The sequence below is a fragment of the Pseudomonas sp. B8(2017) genome, assembly GCF_002113575.1.
Taxonomy (GTDB): Bacteria; Pseudomonadota; Gammaproteobacteria; order Pseudomonadales; family Pseudomonadaceae; genus Aquipseudomonas; species Aquipseudomonas putida_Z.
In genome coordinates this window covers 113570-131288 of sequence record NZ_NEIO01000010.1, presented here as the reverse complement: position 1 = coordinate 131288, position 17719 = coordinate 113570, and the positions used below count along the sequence as shown (strand labels likewise).

12 protein-coding genes are annotated in these 17719 nt (G+C 58.3%); 4 read left to right on the top strand and 8 right to left on the bottom strand.

Translation table 11 applies throughout. From position 1 onward, the window contains the following. Positions 1 to 97: 97 nt before the first annotated feature. Positions 98 to 988 carry a LysR family transcriptional regulator gene (locus tag CAG22_RS16360; RefSeq protein WP_075045447.1) on the bottom strand — a complete coding sequence of 297 codons (891 nt, stop codon included), beginning with the start codon at positions 986 to 988 and terminating at the stop codon, positions 98 to 100. Between the two features lie 198 nt (positions 989 to 1186). Between CAG22_RS16360 and CAG22_RS16355 the strand changes: the two genes are divergently transcribed. Next, complete coding sequence (locus CAG22_RS16355; RefSeq protein ID WP_085705800.1) at positions 1187 to 2152, top strand: ABC transporter substrate-binding protein; 966 nt, start codon at positions 1187 to 1189, stop codon at positions 2150 to 2152. Between the two features lie 16 nt (positions 2153 to 2168). Beyond that, the gene (locus CAG22_RS16350; protein WP_075045444.1) at positions 2169 to 3125 is read left to right on the top strand and encodes an aliphatic sulfonate ABC transporter substrate-binding protein; all 957 of its coding nucleotides are present in this window, start codon (positions 2169 to 2171) and stop codon (positions 3123 to 3125) included. A gap of 68 nt (positions 3126 to 3193) precedes the next feature. Here the strand turns inward: CAG22_RS16350 and CAG22_RS16345 are convergent, their stop codons facing one another. From CAG22_RS16345 to CAG22_RS16320, 6 genes are all read right to left on the bottom strand, one after another. Then, positions 3194 to 3685 carry a GNAT family N-acetyltransferase gene (locus tag CAG22_RS16345; RefSeq protein WP_085705799.1) on the bottom strand — a complete coding sequence of 164 codons (492 nt, stop codon included), beginning with the start codon at positions 3683 to 3685 and terminating at the stop codon, positions 3194 to 3196. Between the two features lie 299 nt (positions 3686 to 3984). Continuing rightward, complete coding sequence (locus CAG22_RS16340) at positions 3985 to 5250, bottom strand: MFS transporter (RefSeq protein WP_025339453.1); 1266 nt, start codon at positions 5248 to 5250, stop codon at positions 3985 to 3987. A gap of 33 nt (positions 5251 to 5283) precedes the next feature. Continuing rightward, on the bottom strand, positions 5284 to 6354 hold the full coding sequence (locus tag CAG22_RS16335) for a sugar phosphate isomerase/epimerase (protein WP_085705798.1): 1071 nt from the start codon (positions 6352 to 6354) through the stop codon (positions 5284 to 5286). A 112-nt stretch (positions 6355 to 6466) separates the two neighbouring features. Further along, on the bottom strand, positions 6467 to 7972 hold the full coding sequence (locus tag CAG22_RS16330; protein WP_085705797.1) for a PLP-dependent aminotransferase family protein: 1506 nt from the start codon (positions 7970 to 7972) through the stop codon (positions 6467 to 6469). 426 nt (positions 7973 to 8398) lie between these two features. Next, positions 8399 to 10039 (bottom strand): ATP-dependent endonuclease, encoded by a 1641-nt coding sequence (locus CAG22_RS16325; protein WP_371916860.1) that lies wholly within the window; start codon positions 10037 to 10039, stop codon positions 8399 to 8401. A 272-nt stretch (positions 10040 to 10311) separates the two neighbouring features. Beyond that, positions 10312 to 12186 carry an ATP-binding protein gene (locus CAG22_RS16320; RefSeq protein ID WP_256575239.1) on the bottom strand — a complete coding sequence of 625 codons (1875 nt, stop codon included), beginning with the start codon at positions 12184 to 12186 and terminating at the stop codon, positions 10312 to 10314. Positions 12187 to 13037: 851 nt separating this feature from the next. Here CAG22_RS16320 and CAG22_RS16315 point away from each other — a divergent pair. Beyond that, positions 13038 to 13274 carry a hypothetical protein gene (locus CAG22_RS16315; protein ID WP_015270586.1) on the top strand — a complete coding sequence of 79 codons (237 nt, stop codon included), beginning with the start codon at positions 13038 to 13040 and terminating at the stop codon, positions 13272 to 13274. Between the two features lie 782 nt (positions 13275 to 14056). Beyond that, entirely contained in the window at positions 14057 to 16609 is a 2553-nt protein-coding gene (locus CAG22_RS16300) for an EAL domain-containing protein (RefSeq protein WP_085705795.1), read from the top strand. A gap of 22 nt (positions 16610 to 16631) precedes the next feature. Here CAG22_RS16300 and CAG22_RS16295 read toward each other — a convergent pair whose 3' ends face one another. Next, positions 16632 to 17546 carry a LysR family transcriptional regulator gene (locus CAG22_RS16295; RefSeq protein WP_054572910.1) on the bottom strand — a complete coding sequence of 305 codons (915 nt, stop codon included), beginning with the start codon at positions 17544 to 17546 and terminating at the stop codon, positions 16632 to 16634. Positions 17547 to 17719 lie beyond the last annotated feature (173 nt).

Sequence of the window (17719 nt, the reverse complement as noted above, 5' to 3'; positions counted from 1 at the left end):
TTTGGTTCTATGCTAATTATTTGTTTTAAGAATTTATTGTTTTTACTGTTATGCATGAATTGCATTTATTGGCGGGGCGCCAGGCGCCCCTGCGTGGTCACCCCAGCAGCCTGTGCCCAGCCACCTCGCCGAAAAGCTCGACGGGTTCCTGCAGGTTGCCCAGGTAACGTGGATGGAACAGCCACAGGTCTACCTGCGGCTTGAAATCACTGACGTTGATCACGTCCAGCGCATCGCGGTGGCGGCTGGCCTGCAGCAGTGGTTCGGGCACCAGCCCCAGGCCCTGGCCGTTGGCGACCAGGCCCAGTTGCAACTCGGTGCCGAAGGTTTCCAGGTTGATCGACAGGCTCAGCCCCTGTTCGCTCAGCGCCCGCTGCAGGCCGGCGCGGAAACCACAGCCGTCGGGGTTGAGCACCCATCCACGGGTGTAGCAGTCCTTGAGCTTGTAGCTGCGCTTGGTGACGCTGCCCTTGGCGGCTACCACCTTCAGCGGCATGCGCGCGATCGAGCGGCTGGCGATGCCTTCGGGGAAGATCTTGCCCGGTGGGAACAGCGCGGCGGCGGCGTCCAGTTCAGCGTTTTCCATGCGCGCGATGAGGCTGCTGCCCCAACCGCTGCTGACCTGGGTGCGCAATTGCGGGTAGGCCTCGCGAATCTGCGCCAGGGCATCGAGCAGCACCACGTCACCCAGGGTTTGCGGCACACCCAGGCGCAGGGTGCCCGAAGGCGCGCCATCGTTGGCCACCAGTTCGCGCAGCGAGTCGATCTCGCGCAGGATCGCCTTGCACTGCTCGTACACCCGCAAGCCCATGGGGGTGGGCTTGAGCGGCTTGGTGTTGCGGTCGAGCAGGGTGGCGCCAAGGTCTTCCTCGAAGTTCTGCACCCGGCGGGTGATCGCCGGTTGCGTCAGTTGCAGGGCCTCGGCGGCGAGGTTGGTGGATTGGCAGCGGATGACCGCGACGAAGGCGTCCATATCATCGATTTTCATAATTGGCGCTCACAGGGTCGGAGGGAAAATAAGGCATTAGCATAATCTGCCTGGCGGGTAATGCCATTGGTTCTGTTTTGATAGATGAAAACGCATATTAGGATATTCCTAAAATCAATTTAATTTATTTGACGGATCTCGTTAGAGTCGCCTGGCACGGGCCGCATGATGCTGCCCGCCCAGACACCGAGGAACGCCATGTCCATCCGATCGAAGCTGCTGACCCTGGCCGCGGCCCTGCTGCTGGCCAGCCAGGCCGGCGCCGCCGAGCGCCTGACCCTGCGCATCGGCGACCAGAAGGGCAACATGCGCGCCCAGCTGGAAGCCGCAGGCGCATTGCGCGACCTGCCGTACGACATCCACTGGGCCGAGTTCCCCGCTGCCGCGCCGCTGGCCGAGGCGCTCAATGCCGGGGCGATCGATGCCGGCATCATCGGCGATGCGCCGCTGCTATTCGTGCTGGCTTCGGGGGCACCGGTCAAGGCCATTGCCGTGGACAAGTCCGACCCCTATGGCACGTCGCTGCTGGTGCGTCCTGACGCGCAGCTGCACAGCGCGGCGGAGCTCAAGGGCAAGCGCATCGCCACCGGTCGCGGGTCGATCGGCCATCATCTGGCCCTCAAGGCACTGGACCAGGTCGGCTTGAGCGAGAAGGATGTGGAGTTCCGCTTCCTCGGGCCGGTGGACGCCAAGATCGCCCTGGCCAACGGCTCGGTGGACGCCTGGTCGACCTGGGAACCCTACACCGCGCTGGCCGAGCTGAGCGGGCAGGGCCGGGTGCTGGTCAACGGCCGCGGCCTTTCCAGCGGCAACAGCTTCCTCGCCGCCACCGACAAGGCGCTGGATCAACCCGAGCGGCGCGCGGCGTTGCAGGACTACCTCAACCGCCTGGCCGGGGCGCAGGTCTGGGCCAACCAGCACCTGGACAGCTACTCGAAAACCCTGGCCGCGATCATCGGCTTCCCCGAGGACGCCGCCCGCCTGCAGTTCGAGCGCCGCCAGCTGCGCTGGCAGGTGATCGACCCGCAGACCGTGGCGCAACAGCAGGACACCGCCGATTTCTACCACGCCCACGGCCTGATGAGCGAACGCCTCGACGTGGCACCGACCTTCGCCACTGGCTTCACCCTATCCGATGCCGCCACGCTGGCCGCGCAACCCTGACTCCGGAGACCTCTACATGTCCTTCAAACCCCTGCGCCAGCTTGGCCTGGCGCTGCTGGCCAGCGCCTTGCTGCCGAGCCTCGCCAGCGCCGAACAGACCCTGCGCATCGGCTACCAGAAATCCTCGACCCTGCTGACCCTGCTCAAGGCCCGCGGCAGCCTCGAACAACGCCTGCAGGCCGAGGGCATTCGCGTCAGCTGGCACGAGTTCCCTAGCGGCTTGCCATTGCTGGAGGCGCTGAACCTGGGCAATGTCGACCTGTCGGCGGATGTTGCCGACACCGTACCGGTATTCACCCAGGCTGCCGGCGCCAGGCTTACCTACTTCGCCCGGGAGACGCCTTCGCCAACGGCCCAGGCCATCCTGGTGCCCGCGGACTCGCCACTCAGGACCCTGGCCGACCTCAAGGGCAAGCGCGTGGCGGTGACCAAGGCCGCTGGCAGCCACTACCTGCTGATCCAGGCCCTGGCCAAGGCCGGGCTGACCTTCAAGGACATCACCCCGGCCTACCTGATCCCTGCCGACGGCCGCGCCGCCTTCGAGAACCACAAGGTCGATGCCTGGGTGACCTGGGACCCTTACGTGGCCAGCGCCCAGCGCCAGCAGAACGCCCGCATCCTGGCCGACGGCAGCGAACTGGCCAGCTACCAGCGCTACTATCTGGCCAGCAGCGACTATGCCCAGGCCCACCCCGAGGTGCTGCAGCAGGTGTACCAGGCCCTGCGTGAGGCAGGTGTCTGGACCAAGGCCAACCCGGCGGCCGCAGCACGCATCCTCGGGCCGCTATGGGGCAACCTGGACAGTGCCACGGTGCAGCAGGCCAATGCGCGGCGCAGCTACGACGTGCAGCCGGTGAAGCCGGAGAACCTGGCCGAGCAGCAGCGCATCGCCGATGCGTTCTACCGCGAGGGGCTGTTGCCCAAGGCGGTGGATGCCAAGGCGGTGAGCTTGTATCAGCCGGTTGCAGACTAGCGTGAGTTGTCTGTTTGGTTTGTTCTGTCTTGTTTTCAATGTCCGCTTTCGGGCGAAAGCGGTAACTATCAACTAATGGATTTGGCCATTTCCGACGTTCCAGTCCAACCGGTTTGCTCATAGACCGGTTTACCCGTCTCGGTGGCGTGCAGGACAGCGAAGGTGATGCCTCGGCGAGCGAACTCGGCGTCAGCAGCCTGCATCAAGGCTGAAGCCAGGCCACGGCGACGGTAGGCCGGCTGGACGAACACATTCAGCACGTACCCACGCTTGTCCAGGGTCGGGTGCGATGGATGGGGAGGCCAATCAATGCTCATCAAGCCAATGGCTGCGACAGGTTGGTCGCCATCCAGGAGCTTGAAACCGTAGTACCGACCGTCACCGAGTCGCTCTTCCAGCCATGGGCGAAAGTGCTGAGTCATGACTTGCAGTTTTTCAGGGTCGCCACCTGCTTCAAGAAACATCTCCTGGCGATGCGAGCAGATCATTTCTGCGTCAGCGGGCCCGACAGGCCGGCACTCCAAGCCTGAAAACTCTCCACATCCTTGTAGGTCGATCATCGTTTATCCCGTGTCAGTGGCCGATTCATGGAAAGGCAGCCTATGGCACCTTCAGGCCTGTTTGCAATGGCTGACGATCGACCTTGGCAAGCCACTCAGCTTTTGTCATCTCTCATGGAACTGCACATAACTCATTGAATCAGCGGGGCCCATGTAGGAGCGGCCTTGCGTCGCGATGGGGCGCGCAGCGGCCCCGGCAATTTCAACTGTTGCGCATCAATCCTGGGGCCGCGATGCGGCCCTTTCGCGACACAAGGCCGCTCCTACAGGTACAGCGACAACCTCGAGAGCAACGATGATCAGGCTTGTACCGCATTGACCCCGCCAGTGGGCATGGATTTTTTGCGCACCGCTTGATAGAGAAGGCTGGACACCATGAAGCCCACGATGGCCAGTATGCTCATCAAGGTGAACACATAGTTGTAGCCCTGTTGACCAGGGAAGTGGTCGAGGAGCGCGCCATAGATGACGTAGGCAAACATGCCGGGGGCATAGCCGATCAGGCAACCGATGCCGAAGGCCGAGCCGGTGATGTGCTGGGGAATACCGACTTCGCCCATGGGTGCCCAGAACACGCCGCGCATCGAGAACACAATCAGGGCGAAGGACAGGGTGGCCGCCATCCCCGCATAGATGAAGCCCGGGCTTTTTGGAATCAGCATGATCACGCCCATCAACGGCAGTAACGCCAGGAATGCCCACTTCAGGTAACGGCTGGTGCTCTTGAACTGCTTGTCGGCAATGAAACCACCGGCAGGCCCACCGAGGATTTTCAGGAAGTACTGGTTGATGATGCCGTAGGCGCCGACCAACGCCACGGGCAACCCGTACATTTCCTTGAGGTAGGGAATGAAATAGGTCAGGCCGCAGTAGACGATGTAGACCATGAACACGTTGAGACTGACCAACCAGATACCGGGTACCTTGATCGCCTCCATCAGGTTCGCCAGACCGTTTTTCGGCTTGGCGGCCGATTGCGCGTTACCGCCCTTGAGCAGGAGCCAGGTCAGGGTGCCGGCCAGAATGTCGATGACCGAGTAGAACAGGATCGCCGACTTCAGGCCGGTTTCCCCCGAGCCCATGGCGACGAACACGCCCAGTGCGGAAAAGGCCACCAGCGTATCAACCACGCCACGCCCGCCTTCCAGCAGGCCGAACAACCGGCCTTGCTCCTGATCGTCACCCAGATTACGGATGGCTTTGAGCAGCGATGGCCAGAACAGGCAGTCGGCACAGACGGCCAACAGGCTGAACACGATCAGCAAGCTGCTGAAGGGCGGAAAGGTTGCCAGGTACAACCCAAGAGCTCCGGTCCCGATCAGGCCGAGGGGGATCAGTTTGCGCGTGTCGTAGCGATCGGCGAGCAGGCCGCCAACCACAAACAGTGCAGTCGCGATGATCGCGTTGGCACTCAACAGCACGCCGATTTCAGTGTGGCTCAGGCCCATGAATTCCTGCATGGGGACATAGAAGGCGTCCTTGAGGTTCGCCAACTTGTAAATGGTGCCGCCACCGAGGATGAGAATCAGGAGTCTGAGCCATTTGGCCTTGTTTTGAGTTGTCATTATTGTTCTCCGGGCGTAATCGGGTCGTCAGGTTCAGGCGTTGGAAGGGGTGGCCAGGGTCAGTTCAGCCAAGGTGCGCAGTTCGCCCAGCAAGCGTCGGACATAGGCCACCTGATTGTTCGCCCAGCGGTGTTCGTCGGCCAGCATGCGCTCGAGCGAGTAGCCTTTCGGGAGCGGCGTTTCGCTCATCTCCCGGTAAGCAATGAATGGATCGGCCGCTTCAAGGCTCTGGCGGAAGGCCGGGGCCACGTAGTGATTTTCCTGCTCGAGAATGAACGCGATCACCTGTGGGGTTGCTTCGCCCAGCATCAACAGTTCGAACAGCATGCGGGCGCTGGGCAGGTCGTCTTCGTCGCTGCCTTGCAATACGCCGTAATGGCCGAAGCCGTTTTGTTCGGGGACGATGCGTACGCCCTTGAGGTGAGCCTGGCGGATGTGCGGCGCCAGGTTGTGCAGGGCCTGCAGGGGCTGTTCGCAGGCATTGATCATGTTGCCGAAGTCGAACAGGGCATGCAGGCGAGGGTGGTTGAGACGGTTGAGCAACTGCGCGATTTCGCTGCTCTTGAGTTCTTCATGCTGCTCGAAGTCAAAGTACAGATCGTTGGCGTCGGCCTGTTGTGCGAGGTAGTGCAGGTCGGTCTCGATCACGTCCATCACCCGCGACAGCGTGCCCTCGTAACGTGAGTAGACACGGATGTTGCGCACCCCCAGGGCCTTGGCGATGGCGATCACCTGGTCGACATCCTTTTTCAGCGTGCTGCTGATTTCCAGGTGCACATCCAGCCCCAGCGCCTTGGCCTTGCTGGCAAACGCCTGGAGCTGCTCTGGCGACATCTGGCTCAGGCTGTTTTCCTCGCCGTCGAGCAAGTGCAGGCTCAGGCCTTGCAGCTCGTGGCGATAGGCGAAGTCCAGCAGGTCGGCGGGGGTGACACGACCGTGGGTGAGGTTGGTCAGTAGCGGATAGGCGTGGGCAAACAGGCGCAATTGCCCGAGACGCTCAAGCAACCGCTGGGCCAGTGCTTCGGTCAGCGCTGGAGCAGCTACCTGTTCGACCACCTTGTGGCTCAGCAAGGCGTTGAATCGTTCCTGGATCTTGTTGTTCATTAGAGTCGTTCCTGGTTCAGACTCCGGGTCTACCGGCGCAGCCTTTATCGCGCCAGTCAGGAACTCTCGATAGATCCATTATCAACTAATTGATAAGGCCACTTGCCTCGCATCAAGTGGCCGGCGGAAGGTAACCCAGCGTGCGCAAGGCCTGGGCCAGCTCCTCGACACGCTCCCGGGCCTGCTTTTCAGGCGTGCCGGCAAAGCCGATCAACAGGGCAGGTGGCAGGTCATGCTTGATGCGGTAGTCGCTCAAGGCGTAGGTGTGAATGTTGTGTCGGGCCAGTTGCCGGGCGATGTCAGTGTCACTGAGTTCGGGGGGCAGCCAGGCGATCAGGTGCATGCCGGCATCCGTCGGAGTGATCCTGAAAAAGCTGCCGATCTGCTTTTCAAGTTGTTCGATCAATGCCTGCTGGCGCGCCTTGTACAGTGCACGCATGCGGCGGATGTGCCCCAGGAAGTGGCCTTCGCTCATGAAGTCCGCCGTTGTGGCCTGAAGCAGCGTGGGCGGGCTGCGATCCATGACCGCGCGCAGGGTGCAGAAGGGCTCGACCAGAGCCTGCGGCAGAATCACGTAACCCAGTCGCAGTGACGGAAAGAGCACTTTGCTGAACGTGCCGACGTAGATCACCCGGGCCATCTGGTCCAAGGCATACAGTGCCGGGAGAAGTCGACCACTGTAGCGAAACTCGCTGTCGCAATCGTCCTCGATGATCCAGCTCTGATGCTGCGCAGCCCAGTCGATGAGCGCCTGGCGCCGCACATAACTCAGGGTGACACCCAAAGGATGCTGACGCGAAGGCGTACAAAATACCAGGCGTGCATCAGGGCACTCGGCAAGGCCTTGCTGGACATCGATCCCCTGCTCATCAATACGCAACGGAATGATCTTGGCCCCTTGGGCTTGCAACGCAATTCGCGCGGCGATGTGCCCGGGGTCTTCCATCCAGACACTGTCCTGCGGATTGAGCAGCAGCATGCCCAGCAGGTTGAACGCTTGTTGTGCGCCGGAAACGATCACCACTTGCTCGGCATTGCAGTCGATACCTCGCGCATCGAAGACGTATTCGGCAATCGCTGTGCGAAACGCCTGCAAACCTTGCAACTCGCCATAACCCAGAATCGCCTTGGTCGGCTTGAGCAAATGACGGTTCATCAGGCGCCGCCAGATGGCTTGCGGAAATTCTTCATAGGTGCTGTGACTGGGCAGGAAGGAGGTCGGCGTCGCGGGATCCCAGTCGGCATAGGACACCCCGCGAAAATGATCGCTGCGCAGCGACAGCATCGACTGGCTCAGTTCGGACAGGCGCGGTGGCTGGCGCGGTTGCTCGTCCTCGATACGCCGGCTTTCCCACTCAGTACCGACATACGTACCTGCACCCGTGCGCGAGGCCAGGAAACCTTCGGCAATCAACTGATCGAAAGCATTGAGGATGGTGATCCGCGACAGCCCCAACTCGATGCTCAAGGTCCGGGTCGACGGCAGGCGCACGCCCTCCTGAATTCTGCCGTTGAGTATCTGTTTGCGAATCTGCAGATACAGCTGGCGGTACAGGGGTATGGCACTGGCACGGTCCAGTTCGATAGCCGACAGCAGCAAACCTGTGGGGGATTTCATGACATGCTCGTCTGGTGAAATGGGACTTGACCTGGAAACCGTCAGGCGACGGGGCTTTCAGGGTAGCGAGCGATACCCGATAAGTCATCCGTCCGGCTTTGATGTCTGGCGCAGCGTCCGTTTTGGGTCGAAAGCAGACACTGGCGAATGTCCGCTTTCGACCCATAGCGGTCCTTCGCCGAGGTCGGCAATCGGCCAAAAGCGGTCACTGCATCTCTTTTATGAAACTAGGGAGTTTCAGTCACGGGTATCGAGTACACAGGGCGCCCCCAAGTCCTTTTCCCTACAACTCCTAGCTGCATTGGCAAAGCATTCAGTGACTATTCTCTGCTTGCTCGATTGGCTGATGATCGCTTTCTAACGAAGCCCAGAGGGACTGGGCTGATTCTCCATAGCGGTCAATATGATCGAGCATCAGGAATTAATTCAACTATTCCAGATCATTAAGCGATTAATTATTGCCGTCATTTCTGTAGATAGCTCCGGTCTAAATGATAAATTCTCCTTGGAGAAGGCCTCACTGAACTTTACCGCCTTATGATGTTTATCAGTGAATTCGGCAGCCCGGGAAAGATTGTTATTTTTTAGATAGTCCTGAATGTACTCATACTCGCCGATTTCAGGCAAGTCAGACTTTTCATAAACCGATTCAAAACATTCCCTTGGAATATAATTTTCAATTTCTCGACAACGGGTAACCCATACATACCCACGATCACTAGCAACGCTTGAAAGAAGCTCTGTTACTCTGTTCTTCAATTTTCCATTTTTACTACTTCTATCGCTATCGCACGCAAATATAAAATTTCTATTTATTTTTACAGCGCTAACCGCTTCCTGCAAATCCGCTTCTGGAGTACTAGCGTCTATGTGAGCTAGCACGCTACCGCCATAGTAAATAAATTGATAATGATGACCCTCCTTGTAAGTCCCCTCACCCCACAATTCAATAAACTTATTCAAATAGATTCTATCTGATGGCCCTTCTACCCAGATGATGCCATTTGCCTGGAGTATGTCACTGGCTTTGGCACCTAGATCGTCTAGAACGGAATAGCCGCGATTTAGGTCATCCAAAATCAGGCCAAGAACCTCGCCATTCTGCTTTTTCACATGGAGAATTTGCGCATCATTTTCACCATGGAAAAGGTCAATTGCGACCTGCGAGTGCGTTGTCAAAAAAATATGACAATTTTTTGACTGCGCATAATCCAGTAAAAATGAAAACAAATTCCTTTGCAACGAAGGATGCAAATTATTTTCCAGCTCTTCAAATGAGAAGATATAACTTGCGATGTCTTTTTTCTCAAAATCCGGGCGCACCAAGAGATTAAGTAATGTTAATATAATAGTCTTCAGCCCGCTGCCTGATGCTGAAAGCGGAACAAGACCCTTCCCTTCCTCGCCAAGATAAATCTCCCACGTATTACTATCGGAATGATGCTGAACGACTATCTCTGAAAATACAGCATCAGGCGTAAAAATTACATTTAGCGCCGTAAGTAATCTGACCTGAATCAAGTCTCTATCAAGATGCGAGCTATTTATATAGCTCTGAATAATATTTGTGGCTCCCTCGCCATTGCTTTTCAGTGTAAACTCACGTGCATATTGTTCCTTAACAAGGTCCCTATCCGCATCAAGCGGAACATGTCGATAATTTCTATGTTTACTGGTTGCTACAGCGCGGCTAATCCGCGAAATTTCACCGGGTAACAAACTTGCATCGTACCCCTCAATCATGAGGACTTCTACATCTCTTCCCGACTCCTTCCATATAACACGTTTACCTATAAAATTCTGGCCATGTCCCCGCCAGTGGTTATTAGGTAAGTCGCCCCCCGTTGTACTGCTACTAAAATGTGGCCGTAATTCGGTCTCGGTTAATATTTCTCCAAATTCGATGTTTTTCCCTATTTCATTTTCGACTCCGCGCTCCCTAAACATATGATCCACGGCGGCAATAAGACTTGACTTGCCTATATTATTTTTGCCAACTATCACATTTACTGGCTTGATCGTCAAAAAGCCAGCTCCGTCCTGTTTAAAGCCTCTATAATTCCGCACCCAAAAACTAGTATGAATAGTCAAGTTCTACCTAGCCTATATTTGAGGTTAAAGTGACAGACTGGAAACATCTATCAGTATACTGTCGCTCAATGAACGACTGCTCTCGGCCGTAAGCTGTCAGTGGTGAAGGGCAGCTTTGGGTCGATTTCAGCCGTTCAAGGCGAAGTCGGGCTCTGGTCAAATCCGATGCAAGCAACTGATCAAGTCGAATGCAAATGGATTGTCAAGTCAATGCAATTACGCAGGCCGCCTCATTACTGAGCTGGCCGCTATGTCAGCATCTCACCCAAGCGTCGAAACCAGCCCCGAACTTCTCCGACTGGATCTCGCTCATCTAGCATCGCCGCAGTCATGCGAGGGAAGGCCTGTTGAGCAAGCTTCCTTTTTGCATTGGAATCTTTTAGAGGCTTGCCATTACCCGAATGAGCGACGAAAGCCTCACCAAAAACCTTGGGTGTGGATTTGCCCTCCACAGGGTGATCGGTGACCTCGACCTCGAATCCAAACGCGAGCGAGATAGCGTCTTTGTGCAGGTAGCTTTCAATCTCGTGTTTACTGGTAACTACTGCCCATGAGCCGTTTTGCCGTTCGTTCACCTTCTTAGCAGATTCGGCATAGTCAGGCACATCCCCGTCATAAATATGCACTTCACGCTTGTTGAGACCCCGGAGGTAATGCTGATTAACCCAGTGCTCCAATGTGCCCCCGCCAAGGACAACGAAAGCGACGCGTTCATCAGACATCAGGTTTGGCAGTGTTGCATCGGCTTGATATAGCGCACTGGACAAAGCTTTCAAGGCTAAGACGTCGGTGGGGCCTTCGACGCAGATTAACACCTGGACTCGGCTGTCAGGGGTCACGCCAAGAGCTTCCGCGACTTGGCCGAATGCATCGACACCTGATTGGATCAACGGCCTCTTAGTCTCAGCATGGCGTGAGACGTATCGGATGCTTTCCTGGGGGAGCGCCGAGGCGAATCCGGGACTGTGCGTGGTTAGAAGTACTTGGCAGCCAGAATCCTCCGACAGCGTTTTGAATGAATCGATAAGGATGCGTTGGTTGTTCGGATGTTGCGCTGTCTCAGGCTCCTCAACAGCGTAAATGATGCTGCGCTTGGTACTAGTCTTGAGACGACGCTCTGCCTCAGCTTTGAAAAAGCTCACCAACACTAGGCGCCGTACACCGCTACCTCGTTTATTCAAGGGAATACCGTCATCGGTGTTCAAGCCGAGAGAAAACAAGCTCTGCCATTTTGCGGGGGTGGGTGGGGTAAATTCGGGAGTCAGCTCACTGGCAAGATTCGGATCGATGGTGGCCAGTGCGGCATGCGTATTCTTGGCAATTTCCTCCGCCTTCTCGCGCACTTTTGCTTGTATGCGCGCGATATCTTCCTGGACCTCGGCAATAGCAGCAGCGACAGCCGCTTTCATTGGACTCTGAACCTCGTTGTCGGAGTCGCGACTGCTTCTATCACTTTGGAATAGAGCGAACATAGGCAGATGTGGCTCGATCTGCTCCCAGATTCGCTTCACGTCTTCTTTGGGCTTGCTAACGGGAATAGCTGTTTCTTGGAGCATAAGATCGTCGGTGGCGTTCCAGATGGCGCGTCTCATGCCGGGATTTCCCTTCAGAGCGACTTCGATTCCTTGATCTTTGACGATTTTCTGAAGTTCTTTCTCTTTGAGTTCTAGCAAATTGCTGCACGAAGCTGCGCTGGGATGGTTCGCGATCACCAGAACTTCTGCGGATGGCTTTTTACTTTTGCAATCGAAAGTTTTTCGGATCTTCAATCGCCCATCTTGAGCCAACAGGTATTCGCTCGCCAAGGAGGTCTCAGCGCCTGCGTCCAACGTCAACGTGGATGGAAGCTCCGAAAACTCACATGTGATTGAGACGGTTTTGTCGGGGTTGTGAACGTGTGCGTCACCTTGTTCCATGAACACAAGGTCCCCGTTGAAAAATATTTCCAAGGCTTCCAAGATGGTCGATTTACCGATGTCATTCCGCCCTACGAATGTCGTCAAATCATCGAATTCGACCCGTACTTCTTCCCTGTAGCAGCGGAAGTTAACGACGCTGATTGCTTCCAAGCGCATTCTGGCGCTCCCCTTGAGCATGTCTCGATTGCTGGACTGGCTGCGCATCGATGATGCCTCGGAGCGCTAGGTAGAGCAACGGGAATGAGCGAGTGGCATTTGAGGGAGGTAGCGCGCTTCTACACAAGGGCGTACCCAGTCAACGCCGCGTATGCTGGTCCAGATAAGAAACCCATGCATGGGCGAAGGGCATGGATCCGCAGACGATAAAAACGGCCAGCACGGCAGTATTTCGGACGTGTAGAAATCAGAGGATGCTTTTGGCCGGGTGCTGCCTGTAGTGAGAGGCAGCAATCGGCCAATAGTTGTCCTCAGAGAATGACAGCTATGGGTCGATAGACGCTATTCGCGGTCGATCGCTTTTGGCCCAAAGCGGACGCTAAAGGATAACTGGTTTCGTAAGCGCGACGCCGTCCCTGTGGGAGCGGGTTTACCCGCGAAATGGCCGGTGCAGGCGACACAACATGATGATCACTGCTGATTGGCCAGCAGGTGATGAGTGAGAGGCGCCAACGGAAGTGTTACTGCACATTCCCTTCGCTTGAAACGCTTCCCTGACACCGGTAGTCTTTGCCCGCTGCTGTAAGTCCAGCGGCCGGGTTTGGTCACCCGCAATCATCAAGGCGCACAAGCGCCCGCTCTGCGATACAGTTGGCGCTTTTTTGTGCCCGCTGTTTCGTTTTATGGCGGCTGTGCGTGGGGCGCCTCCGTGCGCGCCGGTTTCCTTGATTCCCGGTTGACCAACCCGCGTACAGTCGCCACCCATTCGTTTGGTCACGTTGTGTGGCGGCTCCAGTGAATCAAGGAGCGACACAATGACAAAAGGCTTACCCGATCCTCCCGTACGCGCCACCACGGCGTCCTCCAGTTTCTCCACGTGCGAATGCAGCCATCCACCGTTGTTTGCCGTGCGTTCTGGGGTGGACTACGAAGATGCGCTGGTGCATCTGTCCACGCTGCTCAAAGGCGCGTTTGCGACCAATCTCAAGGCACTGGAGCTGGCCAAGGGAACCTGTCGTGATCTGTTGTTGAGCAATGACCATGGGCTGGATTCGGCCAAGGCGGTGGTGGAGGCGTTGCTGGATGGGGTGGAGAGACAGCAACTGGTTGGGCGGAAGACGGTACCGGGTGTCTGACGAGCGTTTGGGCTTTGTTGGACTCAAGCGGCAGCCGTGATTGACCTCGAGGGCCTCTTCGCGGGTGAACCCGCTCCCACAGGTACAGCGCCAACTCGAAGCCAGCGCAGTACCTGTGGGAGCGGGCGCGCCCGCGGAGCAGACGACGCGGTGGATGGCACCGGCTTTGCCGGTGTTCGCGGGCATGCCCGCTCCCACAGGTTCAGCGTCAACTCGAAGCCCGCGCAGTATCTGTGGGAGCGGGCGCGCCCGCGAAGCAGACGACGCGGTGGATGGCACCGGCTTTGCCGGTGTTCGCGGGCATGCCCGCTCCCACAGTTTCAGCGTCAACTCGAAGCCCGCGCAGTATCTGTTTGAGCGGGCGCGCCCGCGAAGCAGACGACGCGGTGGATGGCACCGGCTTTGCCGGTGTTCGCGGGCATGCCCGCTCCCACAGGTTCAGCGTCAACTCGAAGCCCGCGCAGTACCTGTGGGAGCGGGCGCGCCCGCGAAGCAGACGACGCGGTGGATGGCACCGGCTGTGCCGGTGTTCGCGGGTAAACCCGCTCCCACAATGATCGCCGTTGGGCAAAACGACAGCTATGGGTCGCTATCCGCGGTACGCACCAGAACCGTTATCCAACCTGGCGGTCGTTCACCGCTGGCAGGCCCCCGCGCTGTACTGACCACAGCCCCGTATCAGGCTCTAGGTTGCCTTTCGCCAATCACCGATCGTCAGCTCCATCGACCTCCAAGCTTGCCGCCCGGTCAACCGGGAGACCCTAGGCCGCGATGGTGAACCAATGGACGTCTTTGCTGACAATGAAATGTCGACCCGCAGTGATGTGGTCGGGCAACTGATCGTGGCGTTTTCCCTGATTCTGCTGTTGGCCTTGTTGCTGGGGCTGTTCTCCCTCTACCGCCTCGCCGGGGCGCTGGACGCCCGAGAAGTGGAGCAGAGCCGCTTCTATGCTGAATCCGCCATGGCCCAGCTGCAGAAGAACGACAAGACGTTCCTGCTGACCCATGCCAACTGGCAGGCCGCCTATGATCACTTGGGCGGGCAGGTCGATGCACATTGGGCATACGACGAGGACAATGTCGGCGCCACGCTCTATACCTCCGATGGGTACGAAGGCGTATATGTGCTCGATGACGACGGTACGCGGTACGCAATACTGGACGGTAAGCTCAGCCAGCAGGGCCTTGAGCAGCATACCGTCAGTGCCGGCAAGATCCTGCAGGAGGCTCGACAAGCAGCGCAGCACGAACAGGCGTCTTCAGGCTATCTGGTCTTTCGTGGCCAGCCGGCGGTGTACGTCGCTGCACTGATCCGCCCGCAGACCCAGCCGGCCCGCCCGCCGGGACCAACTGCGGTGTTGGTGTTCATTCGGGTTCTATCGCCACAGGTGCTCTTGCCGCTGGGGCAGGCGGCGGGGCTGTCCGGCCTGGCCGTGGGCGATTCGGCCGATCAGCGCCAAGGGCGCGGTGCCCTGCCACTCGAAGGCAGCGGCCACACCTTGACATGGGATATACCGCAGCCCGGCACCGAACTGATCCACACGGTAATCGCGCCCTTGGCTATCGCCGTTCTATTCATCGCGCTGAGCATGGCATTGTTTGCACGCTATGCGATCCGCGCCAGCAGCAGGATCGATCGCAGCCACCGTGCTCTGGTGACTTCCAGGGTTGCCCTGCAATCAAGTGAAGAGCGCTTCAAGGCAGTGGCCGAAGCTGCCTCGGACTGGATTTGGGAAACGGATGTGCTCCTTCGCCTGACCTACCTTTCGGACCGGTTCACCGAACTCACCGGGCACCCCGTCGAAGCCTGGAGACAGCGCCCGATTACTGAGTTGCTATCGTGTGATACCAGCAACCTCCGGACCTCGCTGCACAGCCTGGCCGCGACAGGCTCTTCTGGCACGCTGCGCTGCCAGTACCAGGACCATCTAGGCCAGCAGCGTATCTGCAGGATCGCTTCGCGCGCGATCGTGGCCGAGGGCGTGTGTACCGGCTTTCGTGGCACTTGCAGCGACATCACCGACGAAGTCGCCGCCCATGCCCAGATTCAGCACCTCTCCTTGCACGACGCCCTGACCGGCCTGCCGAATCGCAACAAGCTGTTCCGTTTCCTCGAACAATCAGCCCCTGGCGCTGAGCTACCCAAGGTGGCGCTGTTGATGCTCGATCTGGACAACTTCAAGCCAATCAACGACAGCCTTGGGCATCCGGCCGGCGACGCGGTGCTGCTCGAGGTAGCGAGCCGCCTCGGTCAAGTTACCCGCGACAGTGATCTGGTCGCCCGTCTGGGAGGCGATGAGTTCATCGTCGTCCTGACCCGGCCAGGCGATCACCAGGACATGGACCGATTCTGCATGCGCGTGATCGAGGCGATCAAACGCCCCATTCAGGTCGAAGGGCATGTCGTGCAAGTGGGGGTAAGCCTGGGTGTAGTGCTGTCGGCCGAGTACCCTGGTACGCCGAGCGACCTGATCCGACACGCCGACGTGGCCCTTTACAGCGCCAAGCAGGCGGGCAAGAACACCTGGCGATTCTTTTCGGCACAGATGAACGCAGCATTGATGGAAAAGCGTGTGCTGGAAAGCGAGCTGCGCGAGGGCATACCGCGTGGCGAGCTGGTGCTGCATTTTCAGCCGCGCTTCAAGGTCGATGGGGTCTCGATCGCATCGGCCGAGGCCCTGGTGCGCTGGCAACACCCGCGCCTGGGCTTGCTCCGCCCGGATCGTTTCATCCCGCTTGCCGAAGAGTCCGACCTGATCGTGCTGCTTGGCAACTGGGTGCTGCAGGAAGCCTGTACCAAGGCGCGGGGCTGGCCGCAGGCGGTGATGGTCTCGGTCAACATGTCGCCGGCCCAGTTCAGCCGCAGCGATGTGGTCCGCGACGTCGGCAACGCGTTGCGCGCCACCGGGCTGCCAGCCCATCGCCTGGAGCTGGAAATTACCGAGAACGTCATGCTCAACGATGTCGAAGGCGCACTGCACACCATGCTTGCACTGAAGGAGCTGGGCGTGCGCCTGAACATGGACGACTTCGGGACCGGTTACTCCTCGTTGGGTTACCTGCGTACCTACCCGTTCGACAGCATCAAGATCGACAAGCGCTTCGTGCAGCACCTGGGCAAGAGTGGCAGCGACCGTAGCGTGGTCCAGGCCATCATCAACCTTGGCAATGCAATGGGCATGACGGTGACTGCCGAAGGTGTCGAGACCGCCGAGCAACTGGCCTTGCTCAGCGATGACCAATGCCATGAAGTACAAGGCTTTTTGCTCAGCAAACCGCTGGAAAACGAGGTACTGATGGGGATGATGAAAGACCAGATATCGTTAGCGCAATGACGCCTCGCAGAGGAGGGCAGTTTCATTCGGATGCAAACGACGGCCGCTCCGCGAACCATGCCACCGCCAGGTCCTTGAACGCCTCAGCCGAAGGCGTCAGCGGATAGCGCTGATCATGCGCCAGCACGATGCTGTGCGTTGGCAATTTCTCCTCGGTCGGCCGACACACCAGCGCTTGGCCATCATAGCTGCGGTCACCAAATGGCCGGGTGTAGATCAGCGCCACGCCAAACCCGTTGGCGACCAGGCTACGCTGCATCTCGAAGGTGCGCACGCGGTGCACAGCGGCGGGCGAAAGATCGTAGAAGCTGAACAGGTCCAGCACATGCTGCCAGCTGTGGACCTGATCGGTGACTACCAGGGTGTATTCGGATAGCGCTTTGAGGCTGACGCGCGACTCCTTGGCCAACGGGTGATCGGCAGCCAGCAGTACCTGAGCGGTCAGCTGGCACAGCTGGGTGCATTGAGTGTTCGGCGGCAGACCCAGATCGTAGGTGATCGCCAGCTCTATCGCGCCCTCACTCAGCCGCTTGCCAACATAATCGAAGCTGCCTTCGCGCATATCGACCGTGACCCTCGGGCAGGACTCCTGCATCCGGCGCACGATCTGTGGCAGGCAATAGGGCGCCAGGTCTTCAAAACACCCGACCACCAACTCTCCGACACACTCTCCCGCATTGGCATTGATCTCGGCAAAGGTCCGAGCCTCGCTCAGAACGCGACGGGCCTGGACCATGACGGTACGCCCGAACGGGGTCAGCGAAATGCCGAGGCCACGTTGGCGCACGAAAATCGATTGGCCCAGCACCTCTTCCAATTCGCTGATGGCCGCCGAAATGGAGGGCTGCGAAACATGAAGCTCCATGGCGGCAGTCGTCAGGTTCCCGTGCTTGGCCGCTGCGAGCGCGTAGCGCAGTTGTCGCAGTGTGAACTTCATAGGTTTTTCCGTTGTGATACATCAGGACATATTATTTTATCCTTTTTTGAGGTTGTGAAATATTTCCTCTGTGCAGTGGCCACCGATCACAGGTGCCACGCCGATGCCGATTGCAAGGCTGATCAGCCAGTTTGGCGACCCTCTTTGGGCCGGATGCCCTCGACTACTGCAAT